Source organism: Colwellia sp. 20A7 (genome assembly GCF_009832865.1).
Classification (GTDB): domain Bacteria; phylum Pseudomonadota; class Gammaproteobacteria; order Enterobacterales; family Alteromonadaceae; genus Colwellia.
Window position 1 is genome coordinate 3296193 of the sequence record NZ_CP047130.1, and the last position, 22829, is coordinate 3319021.

The 22829-nt window shown below is 35.7% G+C and carries 20 protein-coding genes; 11 read left to right on the forward strand and 9 right to left on the reverse strand.

Annotated features, from left to right (window positions below; translation table 11 throughout):
• Positions 1-43: 43 nt before the first annotated feature.
• Together ligA and zipA are read right to left on the reverse strand one after the other, a co-directional pair.
• Positions 44-2116: an NAD-dependent DNA ligase LigA gene (gene ligA / locus GQS55_RS14230; RefSeq protein WP_159821136.1), complete on the reverse strand. Its 2073-nt coding sequence runs from the start codon at positions 2114-2116 to the stop codon at positions 44-46.
• Positions 2117-2204: 88 nt separating this feature from the next.
• Positions 2205-3314 carry a cell division protein ZipA gene (gene zipA, locus GQS55_RS14235; RefSeq protein WP_159821137.1) on the reverse strand — a complete coding sequence of 370 codons (1110 nt, stop codon included), beginning with the start codon at positions 3312-3314 and terminating at the stop codon, positions 2205-2207.
• A 240-nt stretch (positions 3315-3554) separates the two neighbouring features.
• Here zipA and cysZ point away from each other — a divergent pair, with 240 nt between their 5' ends.
• The gene (gene cysZ, locus GQS55_RS14240; RefSeq protein ID WP_159821138.1) at positions 3555-4322 is read left to right on the forward strand and encodes a sulfate transporter CysZ; all 768 of its coding nucleotides are present in this window, start codon (positions 3555-3557) and stop codon (positions 4320-4322) included.
• A 112-nt stretch (positions 4323-4434) separates the two neighbouring features.
• Positions 4435-4791, forward strand: coding sequence for a hypothetical protein (locus GQS55_RS14245; protein WP_159821139.1), 357 nt, complete (start codon positions 4435-4437; stop codon positions 4789-4791).
• A gap of 289 nt (positions 4792-5080) precedes the next feature.
• Here the strand turns inward: GQS55_RS14245 and GQS55_RS14250 are convergent, their stop codons facing one another.
• Positions 5081-5221, reverse strand: a complete 141-nt coding sequence (locus tag GQS55_RS14250) for a hypothetical protein (RefSeq protein ID WP_159821140.1) — start codon at positions 5219-5221, stop codon at positions 5081-5083.
• A 449-nt stretch (positions 5222-5670) separates the two neighbouring features.
• On the opposite strand from GQS55_RS14250, the gene tkt reads away from it, so the two are divergent.
• A complete protein-coding gene (tkt, locus tag GQS55_RS14255; RefSeq protein WP_159821141.1) occupies positions 5671-7659 on the forward strand; it encodes a transketolase in 1989 nt (662 codons plus the stop codon).
• A gap of 110 nt (positions 7660-7769) precedes the next feature.
• Entirely contained in the window at positions 7770-8822 is a 1053-nt protein-coding gene (gene epd / locus GQS55_RS14260; RefSeq protein ID WP_159821142.1) for an erythrose-4-phosphate dehydrogenase, read from the forward strand.
• A 153-nt stretch (positions 8823-8975) separates the two neighbouring features.
• On the opposite strand, the gene pgi is transcribed toward epd, so the two are convergent.
• Positions 8976-10616: a glucose-6-phosphate isomerase gene (pgi, locus tag GQS55_RS14265; RefSeq protein WP_159821143.1), complete on the reverse strand. Its 1641-nt coding sequence runs from the start codon at positions 10614-10616 to the stop codon at positions 8976-8978.
• Between the two features lie 271 nt (positions 10617-10887).
• Here pgi and GQS55_RS14270 point away from each other — a divergent pair, with 271 nt between their 5' ends.
• Positions 10888-11919, forward strand: a complete 1032-nt coding sequence (locus GQS55_RS14270) for a LacI family DNA-binding transcriptional regulator (protein WP_159821144.1) — start codon at positions 10888-10890, stop codon at positions 11917-11919.
• Between the two features lie 6 nt (positions 11920-11925).
• On the opposite strand, the gene pspC is transcribed toward GQS55_RS14270, so the two are convergent.
• From pspC to pspA, 3 genes are all read right to left on the reverse strand, one after another.
• Positions 11926-12393, reverse strand: coding sequence for an envelope stress response membrane protein PspC (pspC, locus tag GQS55_RS14275; protein WP_159821145.1), 468 nt, complete (start codon positions 12391-12393; stop codon positions 11926-11928).
• Positions 12390-12602, reverse strand: coding sequence for an envelope stress response membrane protein PspB (pspB, locus tag GQS55_RS14280; RefSeq protein ID WP_159822864.1), 213 nt, complete (start codon positions 12600-12602; stop codon positions 12390-12392). The genes pspC and pspB overlap by 4 nt, the downstream gene beginning before the upstream one ends.
• A gap of 165 nt (positions 12603-12767) precedes the next feature.
• Entirely contained in the window at positions 12768-13433 is a 666-nt protein-coding gene (gene pspA, locus GQS55_RS14285; RefSeq protein ID WP_159821146.1) for a phage shock protein PspA, read from the reverse strand.
• Between the two features lie 308 nt (positions 13434-13741).
• On the opposite strand from pspA, the gene pspF reads away from it, so the two are divergent.
• Genes pspF through GQS55_RS14315 form a run of 6 tightly spaced genes read left to right on the forward strand, consistent with a single transcriptional unit; the run spans position 13742 to position 20281 of the window.
• Positions 13742-14884 (forward strand): phage shock protein operon transcriptional activator, encoded by a 1143-nt coding sequence (gene pspF / locus GQS55_RS14290; protein ID WP_159821147.1) that lies wholly within the window; start codon positions 13742-13744, stop codon positions 14882-14884.
• Positions 14877-16556 (forward strand): ABC transporter substrate-binding protein, encoded by a 1680-nt coding sequence (locus GQS55_RS14295; protein WP_159821148.1) that lies wholly within the window; start codon positions 14877-14879, stop codon positions 16554-16556. The genes pspF and GQS55_RS14295 overlap by 8 nt, the downstream gene beginning before the upstream one ends.
• Positions 16546-17586: an ABC transporter permease gene (locus GQS55_RS14300; RefSeq protein WP_268892405.1), complete on the forward strand. Its 1041-nt coding sequence runs from the start codon at positions 16546-16548 to the stop codon at positions 17584-17586. Before GQS55_RS14295 ends, GQS55_RS14300 begins: the two co-directional genes overlap by 11 nt.
• Positions 17576-18469: an ABC transporter permease subunit gene (locus GQS55_RS14305; RefSeq protein ID WP_159821150.1), complete on the forward strand. Its 894-nt coding sequence runs from the start codon at positions 17576-17578 to the stop codon at positions 18467-18469. The genes GQS55_RS14300 and GQS55_RS14305 overlap by 11 nt, the downstream gene beginning before the upstream one ends.
• Positions 18469-19488, forward strand: coding sequence for a peptide ABC transporter ATP-binding protein (locus tag GQS55_RS14310; RefSeq protein WP_159821151.1), 1020 nt, complete (start codon positions 18469-18471; stop codon positions 19486-19488). The genes GQS55_RS14305 and GQS55_RS14310 overlap by 1 nt, the downstream gene beginning before the upstream one ends.
• Before the next feature lies 1 nt (position 19489).
• Positions 19490-20281 carry a peptide ABC transporter ATP-binding protein gene (locus GQS55_RS14315; RefSeq protein ID WP_159821152.1) on the forward strand — a complete coding sequence of 264 codons (792 nt, stop codon included), beginning with the start codon at positions 19490-19492 and terminating at the stop codon, positions 20279-20281.
• 40 nt (positions 20282-20321) lie between these two features.
• On the opposite strand, the gene GQS55_RS14320 is transcribed toward GQS55_RS14315, so the two are convergent.
• Together GQS55_RS14320 and hupB are read right to left on the reverse strand one after the other, a co-directional pair.
• Entirely contained in the window at positions 20322-22241 is a 1920-nt protein-coding gene (locus GQS55_RS14320; RefSeq protein ID WP_159821153.1) for a SurA N-terminal domain-containing protein, read from the reverse strand.
• A gap of 270 nt (positions 22242-22511) precedes the next feature.
• On the reverse strand, positions 22512-22787 hold the full coding sequence (hupB, locus tag GQS55_RS14325) for a nucleoid-associated protein HU-beta (protein WP_159821154.1): 276 nt from the start codon (positions 22785-22787) through the stop codon (positions 22512-22514).
• Positions 22788-22829: the final 42 nt, after the last annotated feature.

The following is a 22829-nucleotide window of genomic DNA, read 5'->3' on the forward strand; positions in this document are numbered from 1 at the left end:
GAACAAAATTTAACCACGAAAGATCAACAGATCCTAGTTAAGATTAATTATACTTTGCTAATAAAGCGACTAAATCATCTTCGGTTAACACAGCCAAACCTAAATCTTGTGCTTTGATTAATTTTGAACCTGACTTTTCACCTGCCACTAAAAAGTGAGTTTTTGCTGAGATACTACCTGAGACTTTAGCACCTAAAAGCTGTAAAGCAGCTTTCGCTTCACTTCGCCCCATTTGGCTTAAAGTGCCGGTCAAAACAAACGTTTGGTCTGCTAATGGTAATTCATCAGCACTTTTAACAACAATATCAGGCCAAGTCATGATAGCATCTAATGCTAATACAACCGCTAAATTGTGCTCTTCTTTAAAAAAGTTAACAATGTTTTTAGCAACAATAGCCCCTACATCATCAACAGCTTGTAGAGCCTCGAAACTTGCAGTTCGAATTGCTGTTAATGTGTAAAAGTAATTGGCTAAGTTAGCTGCTGTCGCTTCACCGACTTCTCGAATACCAAGGCCATAAATGAATTTAGCCAATGTAGTATGTTTTGCTTTATCTATCGAGGTAATTAAATTCTTAGCCGATTTTAGCCCCATACGATCCATAGTGCTAATATCAATTTCAGTTAAGCTAAATAAATCAGCCGGTGTCGAAATAAGGCCTTCATCGACCAATTGCTCTACTAATTTATCGCCTAAACCATCAACATCATGCGCTTTACGCGAGGCAAAGTGCTTAATAGCTTCTTTTCTTTGTGCTTGGCAGAATAGTCCTGCTGTACATCTAAGAACAGCTTCACCTTCTACTTTACTCACCTTAGAGTCACAAACAGGACAAGTTTGTGGAAATATGACGTCTTTAGCGTCTTCTGTACGTTTTTCAAGTACAACCGAAACAATTTGAGGTATCACATCGCCAGCTCGACGTATAATAACCGTATCACCGATTTTCAAACCCAAACGTTCTATTTCACTTTGATTATGCAACGTTGCGTTTGAAACAGTAACGCCACCTACAAATACTGGTTTTAAACGCGCTACTGGAGTAATAGCACCAGTACGTCCTACCTGAAATTCAACGTCTTCAATAACGGTTAATTCCTCTTGGGCAGGGAATTTATAGGCCATCGCCCATCGTGGTGCTCGTGCAACAAAACCAAGCCTTTCTTGCAATAAAATATTATCAACTTTTAATACAGTGCCATCTATTTCATAACTAAGCTGATCTCGTTTACTTAAAATATCTTGATAAAAGTGTTGAACTTGCTGTTGATCATCGAGTAAGCGAACTTCAGGGCACATAGGTAAACCTAAAGACTTAATTTGACATAAGCGTTGATAATGTGAGTTTTTCAAAAAAACTTGCTCATTTGCAAGTGTATTATTTACTGTAAGCTCCCCCACAAAGCCGAGACCATAGGCATAGAAATCTAAATTGCGCTTAGCGGTAACCTTTGAATCTAATTGTCGTAAACTGCCGGCGGCGGCATTACGAGGGTTTGCAAATGATTTTTCACCTTTCTTTATTGCCATTTCATTTAGGCGTTCAAAACTCGCTTTAGGCATAAAAACTTCGCCTCGAACTTCAATAACATCAGGGTAGTCAATACCACTTTCACCAATAAGCTTTAAAGGAATTGATTTAATCGTACGAATATTTTCAGTAATGTTTTCACCAATACTGCCATCGCCTCTTGTGGCCGCTTGCACCAAAAAACCTTTTTCATAACGTAAGCTCACCGCTAACCCATCAAGTTTTGGTTCGGCACAAATAACGAGTTTCTTATCGCTATTTAATCGATCTTGAATACGCTTAATAAAAGCTGCCCATTCTTCACTTGAAAAAACATTATCAAGCGATAACATCGGTATTTGATGAGTTACTTGGCTAAATGCTTTTAGCGCTTGACCACCAACTTTTTGGCTAGGTGAATCCAGGAATTTCAGTTCAGGATATTCTTGTTCTATTGATAATAACTCACGCATTAGCCTGTCATATTCAGCATCAGGAACACTGGGTTGATCAAGTACATAATATTGATGGTTATACTGATTAATTTCTTTATGAAGTTGTTTTACTTTTTCAAATAACGCTTGCGGAAGGTCAGCTGTAGACATGGGGTATTAACTCAAAAAAAGGCAGAAAATGCTTTAATGGAGTCACTGATTAACCTTAGTTAATTAAACAGTGACTAAAGATTTATTATTAAAATCGAGCAAGGCGATGTTGTCTATCAAACTCACGAATTTTGCTCACATAATGCTGCTCTGTTTGTTTAGTCATTACATTACGCTTGTCATCAAGTAATTGTGCATTGAATTGAGCAGCTAATTGCTTAGCGGCTAATAACATTTGTTCGAACGCAGCAAAAGGGTCACCGGCATTCGGAAGGGTCATAAATAAACTTACCCCTTGTGTCACAAATGTTTCCATTGTATCTAACTCGAAAGATCCTGGGTTGAGCATGTTAGCTAAACTAAAGGTTACAGCACCATTACCAGCACTGTCTTGATGACGATGGAAAATATTCATTTCACCATATTTCATGCCTAACGTTAATAAGCTAGGTAAAAGTGCAGCACCTGACATTTGATGATTATCCGGCATTACTACACTTAAAATAATTACTTGTGTCTCAAGATTTTTTACTTCAACTTCTTTCTCTTGAGTACTATTTGTAGAATTATTTTGAGAGTTATTCTCAATATCATCAATAGTAAAATTTTTCATAGACTCATCTTCAGCAGATAAACCTTCACCAAAATTAATTTCAATTTGGTTTCTTTTTATTTCTTCTTCAGACAGCGACTCAGTAGGTTTTGTTGGCGTATAGTTTTTGCTAGCAGTTCCACTCGTATTTACCCTTACTGGTTTTGCTTTAGTTACAGGTTGCTGATACATAGGTTGTTCTAAAGTGATTTCTTTTTTTATTTCTACTTTAGTACCTTGCTCTTTAGCGCCTATATTATGAGCAGAAAATTTTTCATTCGTTACAAAATCATTGTAAAGGTCATTATGCTGACCACTTTCTAAATGGCGAATTTCTTCTAGACTAATATCCTGTTCAAAATCTTTTTCACTTTCGACCCTAGGTTCATTAGCCTGTCTTAATACTTTTACTTGGCCGACACCGTCTTGATCGAAGCCGCTACCATCAAAATCTCTGGATACTGGTTCAACTTCAACCTTTGTCTTATTGGTTTTTAGTTTATAAGGATTTTTTTGCTTTCGAATGGTCCATAAACCATGAATAAATATAGCAGCAATGATAACACCGCTAAGAATAATTAATGCGTTTCTGAAATTATCTTCCATTGTTATGCCTGTCTTGTAATTCTTTTTTAAGGAAAATTGTGATTATTATAGCCTTTCTTATCATAGCTATATTACCTCAAGATATATAATTCAGCGAGAAAAAAAGTATGATGAATAAAAATAAAATACCATATAAACTCTAACAGAAATAGTACCACTTTGTAACAAGTTAGTACTGTAATTACATGCAATCAGACTTTATAATCAGTCTATTAATATTAAAGGTGTCATTATTTATACATGTCTAGATCTACAAACAAACAATTTACTACAGAAAATACCCCTTTAGCACAAAGTGGTGCCGGTTATTTATTCAAGGGTTTCGAACTTATTCGTTTAAAAGGTATTCGTCGATTTGTTTTTATACCGTTATTAGTTAATTTAGTGCTTTTTAGTTGTGCATTCTATTATATATATAGAGAGTTAGAACTTTATATGCAGATAATTATGGGGTGGTTACCAAGTTGGCTCGATTGGCTTAGCACTGTTTTATGGCCCTTAGCTGTTGTTTCAGTATTAATAATTTTCTCTTTTTTATTTAGTACTGCTGCGAATTGGCTAGCGGCCCCATTTAATGGTTTATTATCTGAAAAAGTAGAAAACCTTTTAGTCGGCGAAACTAGTTCAAATGATAGTATGTTAACCATTGTAAAAGATACCCCAAGGGCTTTAGGCCGAGAATGGACAAAACTAGCTTATTACATTCCTAGAGCTATCGGCTTCTTTGTTTTAATGTGGATATTGCCAGTTATAGGACAGGTTATTTGGTTTTTATTTGTAGCTTGGATGATGGCAATTCAATATAAAGATTACCCTTTTGACAATCATAAAATTTCTTTTTTCGATATGAAACAGGCATTAAAAAAACAACAAGGATTAAGTTATAGTTTTGGCATTACGGTAACAATATTCGCCATGATACCTATTGTTAATCTAATTATTATGCCGGTTGCAATTTGTGGTGCAACGGCTCTTTGGGTTGATCATTATCGTAAAGACTTCTTATAAACTAGAAAGTAATCTATCGCTCAATAAGCGTTTTATTGGGCGTAAACTCGAACTTTATTGAAGAATCATCTATATTGAGGATAGCTGAATTGAAGTAATAGGAATTTAGTAAATGAAAGTGAAAGGTATAAGTAAATACACAATATTAATAGCAGCTATTATATTAAATTTAAGTATGGTATCTGTTGCAAATGAGACGGTTAAAAACACTCTCTTTACACTACCTCAGTTAGAAGATGCGCAAGTATTTGCCGACTTTACAAATGATACTCCTTCAGTATTAAACTACTTTACTTTATCGACTAAAAAACAAGTGACTGCTTTCTATTCATTGCAATTTGGTCAACCTGTTACTCAAGAAAAACATCAAAATTACTTAACTTTAATTTATCAGCAAGAGCAATATATGATTCGAATTGTTATTTCTGAACAAAGCAATAAACGTCAAGTTGATATTATTCTAGAATAATATCAAGTCCATTGAGTTATACCAATCTCACTAACTATGTGATCATTCCTACTTGCTAAAATCACCAACTACATCGTTATTTATTTAATAATTAGAATAACTAGTTATTGAAATAAATGCCTTGTATTTGGCAATTTTTTCTACGTATATAATTGTTCACTTAATTAATGAAACTGGTATTAGCTTATATTCGCGAGCTTATTGTTAATAATGAAAAGCCCTGTATTCATACTGAGTACAGGGCTTAATTAATTATTATTGATAAAATTCAATTTCATTCAATAAGTTTTTATTCTGATTCTGTTTGTGCTGCTTTTACTTCCATGTCATCAGCTACTGAGTTATTACTCAATATTGCTGAAACGGTCATTACAAATACTGCAAAAATAACCGTTGTCAACTTTAACCCCTTCGAGGATGACTTTCGCATTTTAACTACCTAATTTTTATTTTTATTTTAATTTATTTCTTACATTAGTTGTCTTTTCTTATTATTTTTTTGTACTTCCAATCAATATATTTATAGTAAAAATATATTGATATAAACAACCTGATTAAAAACTAAACTATTTGATTTGATAATTCAAGGCAATTATTGATTTTTCTATTATTTATTATGTTTTTATAAAAAATTTAGTCTATCTGTTCTTATTGCTAGGTTTTAAATAGTGATCATAAAAATACGAAAGATCCCTAACATTTCTATTTTCGATAAAGATCAATATATTTGATTTTTCATCCTAAAATTGGACTTTTGCAGTTAAGTAGCAGAAAAAAGTATAAAAAATTATGCAATATCATTTGCGATATACCTGATGGTAAGAGAAAATACGCGCAATTCAATTATACCCTTTTAATAAAAAGTAGATCGGAGCTAATATGTCATCGCGTCAAGAACTAGCCAATGCCATTCGTGTTTTAAGCATGGATAGCGTACAAAAAGCAAAATCAGGACACCCAGGTGCCCCTATGGGCATGGCAGATATTGCTGAAGTCTTATGGCGTGATTATTTAAACCATAACCCAACTGACCCTAATTGGGCAGACCGTGATAGATTTATTCTTTCGAACGGCCATGGTTCAATGTTAATTTATTCTTTATTACATTTATCTGGTTATGATTTATCTATTGATGATTTAAAGAACTTCCGTCAATTACACTCTAAAACTCCTGGTCATCCTGAATATGGTTATACTCCTGGTGTTGAAACAACAACAGGTCCATTAGGCGCAGGTATTTCTAATGCCGTAGGTATGGCTATTGCTGAGAAGACTTTAGCTGCTCAATTTAACCGCGAAAATCATGACATAGTTGATCATTTTACTTATTGTTTCTTAGGTGATGGTTGTTTAATGGAAGGTATTTCTCACGAAGTTTGTTCATTAGCAGGCACATTAGGATTAGGCAAATTAATCACTTTTTGGGATGACAATGGTATTTCTATTGATGGTCATGTTGAAGGTTGGTTTACAGATAACACTCCACAACGTTTTGAAGCTTATGGTTGGCACGTAATTAGTGTTGATGGCCATGATAGCGAAGCGATTGCAGCAGCAATTGTTGAAGCAAAATCAGTGACTGACAAACCAAGTATGATTTGTTGTAAAACTATTATAGGTTTTGGCTCTCCAAATAAATCAGGCACACATGATTGTCATGGCGCACCATTAGGTGATGATGAGATAGCAGCCACACGCGAATTTTTAAACTGGCCACACGCACCATTTGAAGTACCAGAAAATGTATATTCACAATGGGATCAAAAAGCAAAAGGCGCAGCTAAGCAAGTAAGCTGGAATGAAAAATTCTCGGCTTACCAAGCGGCTTACCCAGAACTAGCAAGTGAGTTTGAACGTCGTGTAATTAAAGGTGAATTACCACAAGATTTTGAAGAAAAAGCCAATGAGTTTATTCAACAATGTCATGAAAATGGTGAGAATATCGCTTCACGTAAAGCTTCACAAAATGCTATTGAAGCTTTTGGTCCTGTATTACCAGAAATGTTAGGCGGCTCTGCCGATTTAGCCGGTTCAAATTTAACATTGTGGTCTGGCTCAAAAGGTATTGAAACTGATCCAGCTGGCAATTACATATTCTACGGTGTACGTGAATTTGGTATGAGCGGCATAATGAACGGTGTTTCATTACATGGCGGTTTCATCAACTACGGCGCTACTTTCATGATGTTTATGGAATATGCACGTAATGCTGTACGTATGTCCGCCTTAATGGGTATTCAAAATATCTTTGTTTACACGCATGATTCAATTGGTCAAGGTGAAGATGGTCCAACTCATCAGCCAATAGAGCAATTAACAAATTTACGTACTACGCCAAACTTAACTACATGGAGACCATGCGATGCAACTGAATCAGCTGTTGCATGGAAAGCTGCTGTACAAAGCCAAAAAGCACCTTCTGCTTTAATTTTTTCACGCCAAGGCTTACCAGCAATGGTACGTAGTCAAACACAAGTAAGTGATATTGCTAAAGGTGGCTATATTTTACAGAACTGTGAAGGAACTCCTGACGTAATTCTTATCGCTACAGGCTCTGAAGTAGCATTAGCGATTGATTCTGCTAAATCACTGACAGAACAAGGTACAAAGGTTCGTGTTGTGTCTATGCCATCAACCAATGTTTTTGACGCACAAACAAGTGATTATAAAGAATCTGTATTACCTGCTAACGTTACTAAACGTGTTGCTATTGAAGCTGCTCATGTTGATTTTTGGGCTAAATATGTTGGTTTAAACGGCGCGGTAGTAGGTATGACTACTTTTGGTGAATCTGCACCAGGTAATGTATTACTTGAACACTTTGGCTTTACCGTTGATAACGTTATCAAAACAGTCAACGCGCTTTAAGCTTACAGTTTAGCTTTATACTTTAGTAATAAGCAAGTAGAAAACGGTGGGCAAGAAATTGCCCACCTTACACATCTAGGTACAGTGAATAACATCACTTCAAGTAATTTATGATAAATATTGCTATTAACGGCTTTGGTCGTATTGGTCGAAGTATTGTTCGCTCGCTTTATGAAAGCGGTAGAAACGAAGACTTCAGAATAGTTGCGATAAACGACTTAGCACCCGCAACCGGTATTGCTCATTTATTGAAATACGATACAACACATGGACGGTTTGCTTTTTCTGTTGAACAAGAAGACGAAAAGCTATTTATTTCCAATAAAAGTACCTCACAAAATAACCAGTTTAGAAATGAAATAGCATTACTTCATTTTGACAAAATTGAACAAATCCCTTGGCGTGAACACAAAATTGATATCGTTCTCGACTGTACAGGAAAATTTGGCAGTAAAGCCGATGGTTTAGCGCACATTAAACAAGGTGCTAAAAAAGTATTATTTTCTCACCCTTGCACCCAAGATATTGATGCAACAATTATTTATGGTATTAATCATCATGAGCTTACCAGTGGTGACACGGTTGTTTCAAATGGCTCATGTACAACTAACTGTATAGTGCCTGTAATAAAAGTGCTTGATGATGCTTTTGGTATTGAAAGCGGCACTATAACAACTATTCATTCTTCTATGCATGATCAACAAGTCATTGATGCTTATCACCCAGATCTACGTCGTAGTCGTGCAGCTAGCCAATCTATTATTCCGGTAGATACAAAATTAGCGGTAGGCATTGAACGAATTTTACCTAAATTTAAAGGTAGGTTTGAAGCAATTGCTGTTCGGGTACCAACACTGAATGTTACAGCAATGGATTTAAGTGTTACGGTTAATGAAGATGTCAGTATTCATGCTATTAACCAAGTAATACAGCAAGCTGAAGCGACACCATTAGATCAACAAGGTTTACAAGGAATATTAGCTTATACCGAAGAAGCGCTAGTCTCCGTTGATTTTAATCACGATACGCATTCTTGTATCGTCGATGGTAACCAAACACGTGTTAGCCATAAACGTTTAGTTAAAATGCTGATATGGAGTGACAATGAATGGGGATTTGCAAATAGAATGTTAGACACTGCACAAGCAATGGCCTCTATTTAGTCTTCATAACTGAGTTAACTAATCAGTTAAACAAAATATTACAGTAAAACAAAAAGCAGCCATAAAACTTATGACTGCTTTTTTTATGCTATCAGCCCTACTCTATAGGCTACTCATGCGTAGAAATAAAATACTCATTAAATACAATGTTTGTTACTTAGCTTTTTGATAGAACTTCATTAAACTGGCTGTTGAGCAATCATGCTTAGATGATATTGTATTGTTCTCTAATTCTTGCTGTATTTCAGCTGCTAAGCCCTTACCTAATTCAACTCCCCACTGATCGAAAGAACATATTTGCAAAATAATTCCTTGAACAAATATTTTATGTTCATAGGCTGAAATTAAACTACCTAATGTTTTGGGATCAATACGTTTTAATAAAATAGTATTGGTTGGTCTGTTACCTTTATGTACTTTATGAGGAGCAACTTTATCAATATAGTCGGCCGTACGACCTTTTGCTTTAAGATCCGCCCTTACTTGTTCTTCATTTACGCCAGCCATTAATGCTTGGGTTTGAGCAAAGAAGTTTGCCATTAACGTTTCATGATGACCTTTTACCGGTGTCACACTTTCTACAGAGCCGATAAAGTCAGCAGGTACAACATTATTACTTTGATGCAGATATTGATAAAACGCATGTTGACCATTAATACCCAGCTCGCCCCAAATAGAAGGGACTGTCGCATAGTTAACTTCATCACCATCCCAAGTAACCGATTTTCCATTACTTTCCATTTCCGCTTGTTGTAAATAAGCTGAAAGCATATGCAAAGTTTGATCATAAGGTAGAATAGCTTGCGAACGTGCTCCCAAAAAGGTGGTATTCCACACACTAATTAACGCCATTATAGCTGGCATATTATTGCGTAATGGTGCGTTAATAAAATGTTGATCCATATCATTAGCGCCATCAAGTAACTCTTTAAATTTATCGAAGCCTAAATCGAGCGCAATCGCTAAGCCAATCGCTGACCATAATGAAAAGCGTCCTCCAACCCAATCCCACATATCAAAAATGTTATCAGCCTCAATACCTAGGCTCATCGCGTTCTCTTTATGCGCAGTAACAGCAACAAAGTGTTTCGCAACAGACTTTTCATCAAAGGATGCACTTGTTAACCACTTCATCGCCGTTTTTGCATTGGTCATAGTTTCAGTCGTTGTAAACGTTTTACTTGAGACAATAAACAATACATTTTGAGGATCTAGCGGTCGTAAAACTTCAACGATTTGAGCGCCATCAACATTTGAAACGTAATGAACATTCACTGCACCATCACTATAATGCTTTAGTGCTTCCGTCACCATTTGAGGGCCTAGATTAGAGCCGCCAACCCCAATATTTACAATGTCAGTAATACGTTTACCTGAATACCCCAACCAATGCCCTTGGCGAACTTTATTCACAAACGCTTCCATTTTAATTAGTTGCTTTTCTACCTGCTCGGTAATATTTTCACCGTCTAGGATTAATGGTTCATCATTTTTGCGGCGTAAGGCAGTATGTAAAACGGCTCGTTCTTCTGTTTTATTTATTTTCTCGCCAGAAAACATTTTAGTGCGCCACTGGCAGACTTCAGTTTCTTCAGCTAAATCTAATAAACTATCCATGGTTTCACAATCAATTAAATTTTTAGAGTAATCAAGTAACAAATTAGGCAACTCGATAGAGAATTTTTCGAAACGCTCTCCATCATTAGCAAATAAAGTATTCATATGTTGAGTTTTTTTATCTAACGCTAATTGTTGTAGTTTTTTCCAGCTGGATAATATTTGGCGATCTGACATAGTTGTTCCTGTAAATGACTCAAATGATGAGTAAAGTATTATGCTCATATATAGTAAGGCTAACACATGACGACATTATGTTTTTATAAACAATTATGGTACCCTACCCAAGAATGACAACGCTGTCAATTATTGGTTTCTAGCTTATTATGCTTTCATTGTGTATTTAATTAGATAAAAATAATATTAGTTATTGCTGCGTAGATAAAGAAGCACTACTCTACTGCTGTAGTAATGGCTGCTTTAAAAATAATAAAGGTTAAATGGATAGATGAAAGCAACAATTAATGATGTCGCCAAACTTTCGGGTGTTTCAATAAAAACTGTTTCGCGAGTGATGAACAATGAACCTTCTGTTCGTCAAGTTACTCGAGAAAAAGTACAAGAAGCGGTAAAAGAACTGAATTATCAGCCAAATTTAGCTGCCCGTAACTTAGCAGGTACAAAATCTTTCACTATTGCCTATGTATATGACAACCCAAATGCTTATTATATTATTGATATGCAAGAAGGTATTTTATCTGCCTGCCGTCAACAAGGCTTTGAATTATTAATTAACCCTTGTGACTCTCAAAAAGAAAACATTACTGAAGATATAATTAATACGATAAGACATGCACGTGTTGCCGGTTTAGTGCTAACGCCGCCATTTTCAGAGCAACCTGAATTTGTTAAACGTATTACTGCGCTTGATATAAAAGTGGTTCGTATTATGTCAGGTGACGTTGCTCCTGACGAATTAAGCCCATGTGTTATGGTAAATGATAGGGAAGCCGCGCAAACGATAACTCAGCACTTAATTGATTTAGGACATAAAAAAATCGCGTTTATTGCGGGTGATGCAGAACATATGTCAACAATTGAGCGTTATAAAGGTTACAGACACGCATTAAAAATTAATGATATCAAATTCAACAACAACTTAGTGATTGAAGGTGAATATTCATTTGAATCAGGTGTGAATGGTGCTCAAAAATTAATGGCTAAAGAAGTTAGCCCAAGCGATACACCAACAGCAATATTTTCGTGTAACGATGAAATTGCCGCCGGTGCTTTATTTGCAGCTCGGTTGATGAATATAAAAATACCTGAACAGCTATCAATTACAGGCTTCGAGAATAGCCCTTTTTCTCGTCAAACATGGCCAAAACTGACCACAGCAGATCAACCTAATAAGCAAATAGCACACGATGCAGCAAGCTTATTAATCAGTCAGGTACGTAAACAAAAAGGAAAAAATGCAATAAGTCAGTACATTCCGCAACTAATTGTTAGAGATTCTACGGGAAGCGCTAGTAACTAAGTAAAATTACAGTTTATTAATTTCTCTAGCAACACTAAATTCTGACGACGTTACATATTGTTCAATATTCTGTAATTGCTTTTCTAATGAACCAAATTTTTTACGAATATCATGGAAGGCTTGTTTAGGTGGCTCCCCTGATTGCCAAACTCTTGTTTTCACTTTAATTGATTCGTTTTCATATTCACCATCGGACTCTGATTGAGTATTGCCTGCTGAATTAGTTTTTGACGATTCTGTTTGATGAAACTTATTGTTTGACATTTTAGCTTGTGCTTTAGGATCTTTATCAAGAATAAACCAAGCGGCGATATACCCTAAAATTAAAAAAGGTATACCAAAGAGAACTCCCGATACTACTAAGATTCGTACTAACCAGGTTTCCCAGCCAAAGTAGTCTGCAATACCCGCACAAACACCCGCTATTTTTCCGCGTGATGTATTTCGGTATAGGTCTCCTCGCTTAATCTTCATAATTTACTTCTCCATTCAGGCGTTTCTGCATCTAAAATCGCTTCTAACGTTTTAATACGATCAGCCATTTTATCTGCTGTCTCGGATAAGTCAGATAACTGAATATACTCTTCTTCGCTCAATCCTTGATTTACTTGTCCTTTACTGCGGTAATGTAATATTAGCCAAATAGGGGCAACAATGACCATAAAAATAATGACCGGTGCCATAATGATCTCTTCCACGATTATCTCCTTAACTTTTTCTTTAACTTATCAAGCAACTATTTTAGCCATTTGCAGAAATGAATAAACTTCATTACTTAAGGTTTAGCCACTCTAAACCTTACACTTTAGCAATAATAACGAACTAAATAATGACCAGTAATTAATAGCTTAATCTTGTTGTTTTTTCATTTTAGCTTTTAACGAAGCAAGTTCGTCATCAACTTTTTCATTCGACTCAAGCTCTGCGATTTCATCAGCTAAAGACTTACTGCCCAAATCATATGATTCAACTTGTGCTTCAATCCCATCAATCTTACTTTCATAACGGTCAAAGCGACTTAATGCATCGTTTACTTTATTACTGTCAATGTTCTGCTTCACTTTTAAACGAGAGTTTACTGTTTTTTCTCGCATAATAATCGCTTTTTGACGAGTTTTTGCATCCGCTAACTTATCTTGCAGTTGTGATATTTCATCTTGCAATTTAGTAATATGATCTTCAACATTGGCAAGTTCTTGCAGTAAAGATTGAGAGTTTTCAGTACTCTTTTTCTTTTCCATCAAAGCTGCCCTAGCTAAGTCTTCACGATCTTTACTTAAGGCTAATTCCGCTTTTTCTTGCCATTGTTGTGCTTCATTATCAAAACGAGTTACTTGGCGAGTTAATTCTTTTTTATCTGCCAATGTTTTAGCTGAACTAGAGCGTACTTCAACTAAAGTATCTTCCATTTCTTGAATAATTAACCTTACCATTTTAGCCGGGTCTTCAGCTTTATCTAATAAATTGTTGATATTAGAATTAATAATATCGGTAAACCTTGAAAAAATACCCATAACAACCTCTCTCTAGAATTAATAACTTCATTTAAACGTAAACCATCTATATTATACGCTTGGCGAAATTAGTATAAATTCGAATTTAAATTTATACTAAGTTATATTCATATTTTACGCCAATATGACATAAAACATTAATCTTTTGTTTTAAAAGGTTTTTTTATAACGTTAAAAATTTCTTTTCTATAACGAATTAATGAAATACACTATTTGTTAGTTAAATTAACTAATACCAAGTCTTTCCTGTTATTTCTTACCCAACAAGAATAAACTAAGTGATATTGGTATCAATATTAGGTCAAGTCATGGGACGCTTTAATAAACAAGATAACCTTCTGGGACAGTCAAATAGCTTTTTAGAAGTATTAGAGCAAATATCTCAAATTGCACCACTTAGTAAACCCGTATTAATTATTGGCGAACGCGGTACAGGTAAAGAGTTAGTCGCTGCTCGCTTACATTACTTATCAAAACGTTGGGAACAAAGTTATCTAAAACTAAATTGTGCCGCTTTAAATGAAAACCTACTTGAAACCGAGCTATTTGGCTATGATTCTGGTGCCTTCACTGGCGCAAGCAAACGTCATGAAGGTCGTTTTGAGCGCGCCGACAATGGCACATTATTTTTAGACGAAATTGCGAATACCTCAGGTTTAATACAAGAAAAGTTATTACGCGTTGTTGAGTATGGTGAATTTGAGCGTGTAGGTGGCTCTCGTACAATAACAACTGATGTGCGATTAGTGGCAGCGACTAACGAAGATCTCCCTTCATTAGCTGCTTCAGGACAGTTTAGAGCTGATTTACTTGACCGCTTAGCATTCGATGTTATAACACTCCCACCATTACGTGAACGACTTGATGACATTTTAATGTTAGCAGAGCATTTTGCTATGACAATGGCACGTGAATTAGAGTTTGAATTATTTAGTGGCTTCACCGAGAAAGCGAAAAGAGCCATGCTTGAATATTCATGGCCAGGAAATATCCGCGAGTTAAAAAATGTTATTGAACGCAGTGTTTACCGATGTAATAACCCTCACCTGCCAGTTCATGATTTAATTATTGATCCTTTCGAATCACCTTTTAGACCTAATCAACGCATTAAAACCCTTGATAGAGTTCATACAACGCAGAATGAGACAATAAGCGATAGTGCCTCAGATTCGGTTAATAATAAGACTGAAAATAATACAAGTGATAATAATGCGAGCAATGATGTAATTCAGCCCGAATTTACCGCGACCACTGCACTAATGAATACCCAATTTCCTCAATCATTGAAGTCTTTGTCACAAAATTATGAAATAGAATTAATCAAGTCAGCTTTAGCGCACTGTCAGTATAATCAAAAGAAAACCGCACAAGCGCTAGAATTAACCTATCATCAACTAAGAGGTTATTTAAAAAAATACAATTTACTTGATGGTAATGATACAGATGAATAAAATTAAGGTTAATTTAATAGCTTGCCTAAGTTTCTTCGCATTATCTGGCTGTAATGATGAAAGTACAGTTTCGTTAGATGAACATAGTGTTATATATTGCGCAGAAGGATCACCTGAAACATTTAATCCGCAATTAGTAACATCTGGCACTACCATTGATGCGACATCGAACCAATTATATGATCGATTGTTAAGCTATAAAGGAGAAGAGAATACACTAACCCCTGCATTAGCGAAATCTTGGCATGTAACCAAAAATGGCAAAAAAATCACTTTTTATTTGCGTAAAGATGTTGCTTTTCACCAAACAGATTATTTTACACCAAGCAGGACTCTTAACGCTGATGACATTATCTTCAGTTTCAATCGTATTTTAAATAAAAAACATCCATTCCACTTTGTATCAGGTGGTGATTATCCTTTTTTTCAAAACATTGAACTTAATACATTAATTGAAAAGATAGAAAAAATAAATGAGCACACTGTTCGATTTCATTTAACTCATCCTGATAATTCATTTCTTGCAAACTTAGCAACCGATTACGCTGTTATTTTATCTGCTGAATATGCTGAACAACTAGTTAAACAGCAAAGAAAAAGTAATATAGATACCTACCCAATAGGGACAGGTCCATTTAAGCTAAAAGAATATCGCATTGGATCTTTTATTCGCTATTACCGCCACGAGCAATATTGGCGTGATCCGGTAAAAATTGAGCAATTAGTTTTTGATATCACCCCCAGTAATACTGGTAGGTTAACTAAGTTGCTTGCCAAAGAGTGTGACATTTCAGCGTACCCTATTGCACATAATAAAATAGGTGAAAATAAAAGCTTAACCTTAGAATCGATTACGGCCTTAAATGTCGGCTACTTTGGATTCAATGTTAAAAAGCCTCCTTTTGATAATAAACTCGTTCGCCAAGCAGTGAGTTATGCTATTAATAAACAAGTATTACTCGATACCGTTTATAAAGGTAAGGCTGTATTAGCAAAATCGATACTACCGAATACTTCTTGGGCGTTTGATGACTCTATTCCCGCACATGAATTTAATCCCGTTCTAGCGAAAAGCCTGTTAGACACAGCTGGCTTTCCGCAAGGATTTACTATGGATTTGTGGGCAATGCCAGTTCAAAGGCCTTATAATCCTAATGCAATAACGATGGCTAAACTTATTCAAGCTGATCTAAATGATATTGGAATTAAAGTTAACATTGTTTCTTATGAATGGAATACTTTTTTAAATCGTTTAAGTCTTGGTGAACATCAAAGTTTTTTATTAGGTTGGTCGGCTGATCATCCTGACCCAGATAACTTTTTCTCTCCCATGTTAAGCTGCTCTGCCAGTAATACCGGGAGTAATACCACTTTTTGGTGTAATAAAAAATTTGATAGTATTCTGCAAAGTGCCTTACAAACCACAGACTTAAACCAAAGAAAAGAATACTATTCTCAAGCGATGAGAATTATAGAAGAAGAAATACCTTTGATTCCTATTGCGCACTCAAAACGTTATCAAGCACGTAATAAAGAAATTACGGGCGATATCCTTGCCGCATTTGGTGGTATCAATTTTTATCATATAGATAAAAATAAAAAGTCAGCGCTGAGCGCAAAAAAAATAAAAGATACTACGATAGTTAATCAAATTAATGTAGGTGAAAATTAATCATGTTGGTTTTACATTACGAAGATTAAGCTTATTTATTTTTACAATGTTAGTACTAACATTGTTATCTTTTAGTTTAAGCTTTTTATTTCCAGGTGATTCAATCATCAATATATCAGGCGCTATTAACGCTACCCCAACTCAATTAATAGAAATAGAAAAACATTACCACACAGATAGTAATATATTTTGGCAGTACCTAACCTACCTCCATCACATAATAAATGGTGAGCTAGGTATTTCAATGGCGAGTCAGTCTAACATAGCAACTGAAGTACTTAATTTATTACCTGCAACTATTGAACTGAGTTTAGTAGCGCTATTTATTGCAATGTTTGTTGGTATTCCACTTGGTTTTATTGCAGCAATAAAACAAAACAAAACAACCGATAATATTATTGTGTCTGTTTCAATGCTAGGCTATTCAATCCCCGTATTTTGGTTGGGTATATTGGCTATTTTAACCTTTTCGATAAACTTAGGCTGGTTGCCATCAGCCGGACAGATTAGTTTGCTGTTTGAAATTGAGTTAATAACCGGTATTCAATTTATTGATATATTACTCAGTGATAGCCCTTATAAATGGCAAGCTTTTAGTGATGCCACCGCGCATATTATACTACCTGCTTGTGTCATAGCTGTAGCTCCCGCCACTATATTCATTCGCTTAGCTAGAACATCAATGATAGAAGTTTTAGAAACAAGCTATATTCGAGCAGCAAATGCAAAAGGTTTAACCTTTCGACAAATGATATTTCGTCATGCGATCAGAAATGCGTTAATTCAAATAATTCGTCACGTTGGTTTGCAGTTTGCAAACCTAGTAACTATTGCAATGGTCACTGAAGTTATTTTTAGCTGGCCAGGCATAGGTCGCTGGCTCATTGAGAGTATTTACCAACGAGATTATACCGCCATACAAAGTGGTTTATTGGTGCTGTCGTGTTTTATTTTTATCGTGCACATTTTAACTGACTTTATCTATGCTGCGTTAAACCCACTAGCCCGAGGTAATAAGTATGGCTCGTGATAAAATATATTTAGAAGAAATATTCCCGTCACCTTTTATGCAGCTATGGCAAGTTTTTCGTAAAACACCTTCTGCAATGGCGGGATTAAGCTGTTTTATATTCTTGATAATTCTAGCTGTTTTTGCCCCAATACTAGCCCCCTATTCACCAATTGATGGTCAACTAGATATGCTATTGTTACCTCCTGCTTGGCATCCAGATGGGAATATAAGCTATTTACTTGGTACCGATGAGTTAGGACGAGATATGCTTTCTCGCCTAATGTATGGTACTTCGTTAACCTTTGGCCTGAGCTTTATCGTTGTTATTACTTCACTTATTATTGGTGTTGTCATTGGCTCCTTATCAGCATTAACCACAGGGATAAAATCAAGCTTTCTCAATCACTGTCTAGATGTGATCTTATCTATCCCTTCATTGTTATTGGCTATCATTATTGTTGCCATTTTAGGGCCTGGAATTGGCAATACAGTATGGGCTGTAGTGATAGTACTCATTCCTCAGTTTATACATATTACGCGTTACGCCGTAAAAGAAGAATCACGTAAAGATTATGTACTTGCATCACGATTGGATGGCGCAAGTCCGTTTAGAATATTGTATTACTCTATTTTTCCAAATATTGTTGATAGACTAATGAGCCAAGCGACCTTAGCACAATCAGCGGCTATTTTAGATATAGCTACGTTAGGCTTTTTAGGCTTAGGCGCTCAAATTCCACTTCCTGAATGGGGAGCAACCCTAGCTAACGGTTTAGATTTATTTTACATAGCCCCCTGGACAGTATATTTGCCAGGTTTAGCAATTTTGTTTGCTGTTATAGTTACCAACCTTGTTGGTGAAGGTATTCGCCACGCGCTTAAGTTACGCAAGGACAAGTAATGAATTTACTCGACATTAGAAACTTATCCATTGAACTTGTCAGTGAAAATAAAAACATTTTAGCTGTTGATAAAGTTAGTTTGATAATGAAAGAAGGCGAAGTTCGAGGGTTAGTTGGGGAATCTGGATCGGGCAAGTCGCTTTTAGCGCAAGCAATTGTTGGTGTGCTAAATGACAAATGGAAGGTACATGCTGACAGGTTTCATTGGCGTGGTGTAGATTTATTACGATTATCTATTGCTGAGCGTAAAGCGCTAATATCTCGAGATATCGCAATGATATTTCAAGAGCCGATGGCATGCTTAGATCCAACGACTACAATTAAAAATCAATTAGCTGAAGCAATTGATACGAGCTCCCTCACCGGATTTTTCTGGCAGAAACAACGACAGCGCCACGAGGCAGCAATTAAGCTATTACATAAAGTTGGTATAAAAAGGCATAACGCATGTCTTAATAGCTATCCACATCAGTTAACCGATGCTTTATGTCAACGCGTTATGATCGCTATAGCGTTGGCTAGAAGACCAATATTACTGATTGCAGATGAACCCACTGCTGCAATGGAAAATACAAATCAAGGTCAAATATTTAGACTCTTAGCCAGTTTAAACCAATTAAAAAACATGTCGATATTGTTAATTAGTCATGATTTAGAAAACATAACACACTGGACACATAAGATAACAGTGATGTACAGCGGACAATTTGTTGAGGCTGGAACTACTGATCAAATATTCAAAACGCCATTACACCCTTATACTAAAGCTTTAGTTGATAGTAGCCCAAGTGCAAATATAGATTTACCCGCTAAATCAAGACTTATGGCATTACCTGGTACTATACCTATTTTACAGCATCTCCCTATAGGTTGTCGTTTAGGACCACGCTGCCCAAGAGCACAACAAGCTTGTGTACAAGCACCTACAATCACTAGCTTCCATGATCATAAAGTAAGTTGTCATTACCCTTTAATACCGACAAAAGCTAAACGTAAAGCTATTAAAGAGGTATGCTAACATGACTGAATTACTTAAGGTTGAAGAGTTAAGTAAGTCTTATCAACAAAAAGGCTTTTGGTTTAAAAAGAAAGTAACTATTGCATTAGAGCCTATTTCTTTCAGTATTGAAGCCCATAAAACATTAGCAATTATTGGTGAAACAGGATCAGGTAAATCGACACTTGCTAAGTTATTAGTAGGAGCTGAGCCCGCCAGTGGCGGCCATATTTATTTGAATGGCAAAAAGCTACACGATAGTAGTTACAAAGAACGATGTCAGCATATACGTATGATTTTTCAAGACTCAGGGACGACTCTCAATCCTAGTTTAACTATTTTACAACTATTAGATGAACCCCTTAAACTTAATACAACGTTTAATGAAAAAAAACGCCAAGAGCTGATTAGAGTTACTCTGCAACAAGTAGGTTTACTAGGCGACCATATGAATTTTTATCCTCATATGTTTTCTGGTGGGCAAAAACAGCGTATATCACTTGCTAGAGCAATTATTTTACAACCACAAGTGATCATACTTGACGAGGCATTAGCGGCACTTGATCCTTCATTACGTTCTCAAATGATTAATCTATTATTAGATCTACAACAACAGATGGGATTAGCCTATATACTCATTTCCCATAATTTGGGTATTATTCGTCACTTTAGTGATGATGTGATGGTGTTATCACATGGGAAGGTCGTTGAATCTGGAAACACGATGGAGGTTATGAATAAACCTCAACATAAAGTGACTCAAAAATTATTAATGAATCAAAACTTTCAGTTGAGATCTAGAAAAGTAAAATAATATAAAGTAGCGAGTGATCTTACTCGCTACTTACTACCAACTAAAAGTTTGTTTGCTCTGTCACCGTATTTACAGTTATCTTTGCATCTAATTTCAATGCATCAACATAGTTTGCATAAGCAGACTGTGCTAATTGAGACGTTTGTTGCTGAGAAAGCTGAGGATTATCAATAATCACTTTTGGTACATGAACCGCCTTTAATTCTACTAGGGCTAAATCACCATTACTTAATGCAACCGATGATGCAGAAATACTACCATCAACAGGATGTGGTAAAACAAATGCTTCACGAGTAATACTTTGATCAATATCTGTACCGTAGCGTGTCATGTTTTCTTTATTAGTAAAACTTGAGTAATTTTCAATTAACTGCTCAGTGATATCTTCACCTGCTTTAAACTTAGCAAGTAAATCATTGACCGTTGTTTGAGCTTTTTCTGTCGCTTTTTGAGAAACTAAAATAGCTTTTATTTGCTCTTCAACTTCAGCAATAGGTTTTACATTCGCTTCTTGGTATTCATTCAAACGTAAGACTAAAGAAACACTATCACTCACTTCAATCACATCAGAGTTCATATTATCTTGTAAAACTAAGTCTGAAAAAGCAGCTTCAATAACTTTAGCATTATCAAAAGGAGCCGCGTTGCCTGTAGAAGACAACCATGCTGAAGTTTCTACTGTAGCATTAACTTCACTGGCAGCATCTTCTAAGCTGTCAGGGAATTCAAAACTAATACGCGCCATTTCTTGCGTTAAAGTATAAAACTGTCCTTGAGCTTCGTCGCTACTAATTTTGATGAATAACTCATCTTTAACATCAGCTAAACTCTGTACTTCCTCTGGTTTAAGGTCGGTTAATTTTATTACATGGTAGCCAAAACTCGTTTTAACAAGTTCCGTTGTATCACCAACAGCTGTTAAAGCAAAAGCGGCTTCATCAAAAGCATCGCCCATTACGCCACGTTCTATATAATCTAAATCACCACCGTTTTCACCACTAAAAGTATCGCTAGATAGCTCTTTAGCTAATTCAGCAAAATCTTCACCTGCACCTAAACGAGTTAATACAGTTTCAGCTTGTACTTTAGCTGCTGCTTCACTGTCATCATCGCCTTCAGTAAATCCAAGAAGAATATGCGAAACACGACGTTGTTCTGCTTCAGTAAAGCTAGCAAGATTCTCTTGATAGTATGCTTCAACATCACTGTCAGACACTTCAATATTTTTAGCAATATCATCAACACTTAAACGAATAAAGTTAACTTTTACTTTTTCTTTATTTTCGAAACGTACTTGATTCGTTTGATAGTAAGTTTTAATTTCTTCTTCACTTACCTCAACATCGGCTTCAAACTGCTTAGCTGATAGCGTCGCATAACGAATATCACGAGTTTGATTTTGTAAGTTTTGTTGTAGCTTTTCTTGATAAGGTAAATTAAATTCAGTAGCAACTAACGCTTGCGATAATTGACTACGTGTCATTTCTACACGTAGGTAATCACGAAAGCTAGATGATTGATAAAAACCAGCTTGGTTAATAACAGCTAAATAACGATTGTTATCAAAAACACCATCCACTTGGAATTCAGGCATCACTCGAATAGTTTCTTTAATACGAGCATCTGAAACGCGTATCGAAAGATCTTGTGCACTTTGATCTATCAATTCTTGGTTAATTAAATTATCTAATACACCCTTACGAAAATTAGCCATATAGTTAGCGTCATTTGATAATGTATCAAACATTTCACCAAACTGTTGAGCCATACGGTTACGCTGTGCTTGATATGCTCTATCAAACTCTTGCTGACTAATCTTTTCACCATTAACCGTTGCAACAGAAGTATCTACAGAATTAGTGTAGCTACCCAAACCAGCAACAGCGAAGGTTAGTATAATAAGACCAAGGATTATTTTGGCTGTTAAGCCCTGCGAGCTTTCTCTAATATCTTCTAGCATTTTTTTCTCTTATCTCCAAAGCCGATTTTTTAAAATCGATAAATATTAAACCGATAAACAATATCGATACTTAAGCTATAGTTTTTGTTGCTCGCGATTTTAGCAGATGCAGTCCACCGCTTGAAGTGCAAGATGTGTTTTATTTGATTAAATTACTTATAAATTACTTATAAATAATTTAATCAAATAAGTTAAAAGCAAAAGACCACCTAAAGGTGGTCTTTAAATATATCTTTAATATAAAATCACGAAACGTAATTAATTATATTATTAGCTATTACAAGCATCTTTTAATGCTTTACCCGCTTTGAAAGATGGGATTTTAGCTGCAGCGATTTGAATAGTTGCGCCAGTTTGTGGGTTACGACCTGTACGTGCCGCACGGTCACGTACTGAGAAAGTACCAAAACCAACTAAAGCAACTTGCTCACCACTTTGTAATTCTTCAGTTACAGCGCCAATAAATGAATCTAATGCGCGACCTGCAGCAGCTTTTGAAATGTCAGCGCCTTCAGAAATTTTCTCGATAAGTTGAGATTTATTCACAGTGTATACCCCTTCAATTGTTATTATTACAACGCTATTTAC

What these genes read in the sequence shown, in the direction of transcription:
- ligA (WP_159821136.1), bottom strand. Translation starts at nt 2,116, where the DNA reads ATGTCTACAGCTGACCTTCCGCAAGCGTTATTTGAAAAAGTAAAACAA.
- zipA (WP_159821137.1), bottom strand. Translation starts at nt 3,314, where the DNA reads ATGGAAGATAATTTCAGAAACGCATTAATTATTCTTAGCGGTGTTATC.
- cysZ (WP_159821138.1), top strand. Translation starts at nt 3,555, where the DNA reads ATGTCTAGATCTACAAACAAACAATTTACTACAGAAAATACCCCTTTA.
- GQS55_RS14245 (WP_159821139.1), top strand. Translation starts at nt 4,435, where the DNA reads ATGAAAGTGAAAGGTATAAGTAAATACACAATATTAATAGCAGCTATT.
- GQS55_RS14250 (WP_159821140.1), bottom strand. Translation starts at nt 5,221, where the DNA reads ATGCGAAAGTCATCCTCGAAGGGGTTAAAGTTGACAACGGTTATTTTT.
- tkt (WP_159821141.1), top strand. Translation starts at nt 5,671, where the DNA reads ATGTCATCGCGTCAAGAACTAGCCAATGCCATTCGTGTTTTAAGCATG.
- epd (WP_159821142.1), top strand. Translation starts at nt 7,770, where the DNA reads ATGATAAATATTGCTATTAACGGCTTTGGTCGTATTGGTCGAAGTATT.
- pgi (WP_159821143.1), bottom strand. Translation starts at nt 10,616, where the DNA reads ATGTCAGATCGCCAAATATTATCCAGCTGGAAAAAACTACAACAATTA.
- GQS55_RS14270 (WP_159821144.1), top strand. Translation starts at nt 10,888, where the DNA reads ATGAAAGCAACAATTAATGATGTCGCCAAACTTTCGGGTGTTTCAATA.
- pspC (WP_159821145.1), bottom strand. Translation starts at nt 12,393, where the DNA reads ATGAAGATTAAGCGAGGAGACCTATACCGAAATACATCACGCGGAAAA.
- pspB (WP_159822864.1), bottom strand. Translation starts at nt 12,602, where the DNA reads ATGGCACCGGTCATTATTTTTATGGTCATTGTTGCCCCTATTTGGCTA.
- pspA (WP_159821146.1), bottom strand. Translation starts at nt 13,433, where the DNA reads ATGGGTATTTTTTCAAGGTTTACCGATATTATTAATTCTAATATCAAC.
- pspF (WP_159821147.1), top strand. Translation starts at nt 13,742, where the DNA reads ATGGGACGCTTTAATAAACAAGATAACCTTCTGGGACAGTCAAATAGC.
- GQS55_RS14295 (WP_159821148.1), top strand. Translation starts at nt 14,877, where the DNA reads ATGAATAAAATTAAGGTTAATTTAATAGCTTGCCTAAGTTTCTTCGCA.
- GQS55_RS14305 (WP_159821150.1), top strand. Translation starts at nt 17,576, where the DNA reads ATGGCTCGTGATAAAATATATTTAGAAGAAATATTCCCGTCACCTTTT.
- GQS55_RS14310 (WP_159821151.1), top strand. Translation starts at nt 18,469, where the DNA reads ATGAATTTACTCGACATTAGAAACTTATCCATTGAACTTGTCAGTGAA.
- GQS55_RS14315 (WP_159821152.1), top strand. Translation starts at nt 19,490, where the DNA reads ATGACTGAATTACTTAAGGTTGAAGAGTTAAGTAAGTCTTATCAACAA.
- GQS55_RS14320 (WP_159821153.1), bottom strand. Translation starts at nt 22,241, where the DNA reads ATGCTAGAAGATATTAGAGAAAGCTCGCAGGGCTTAACAGCCAAAATA.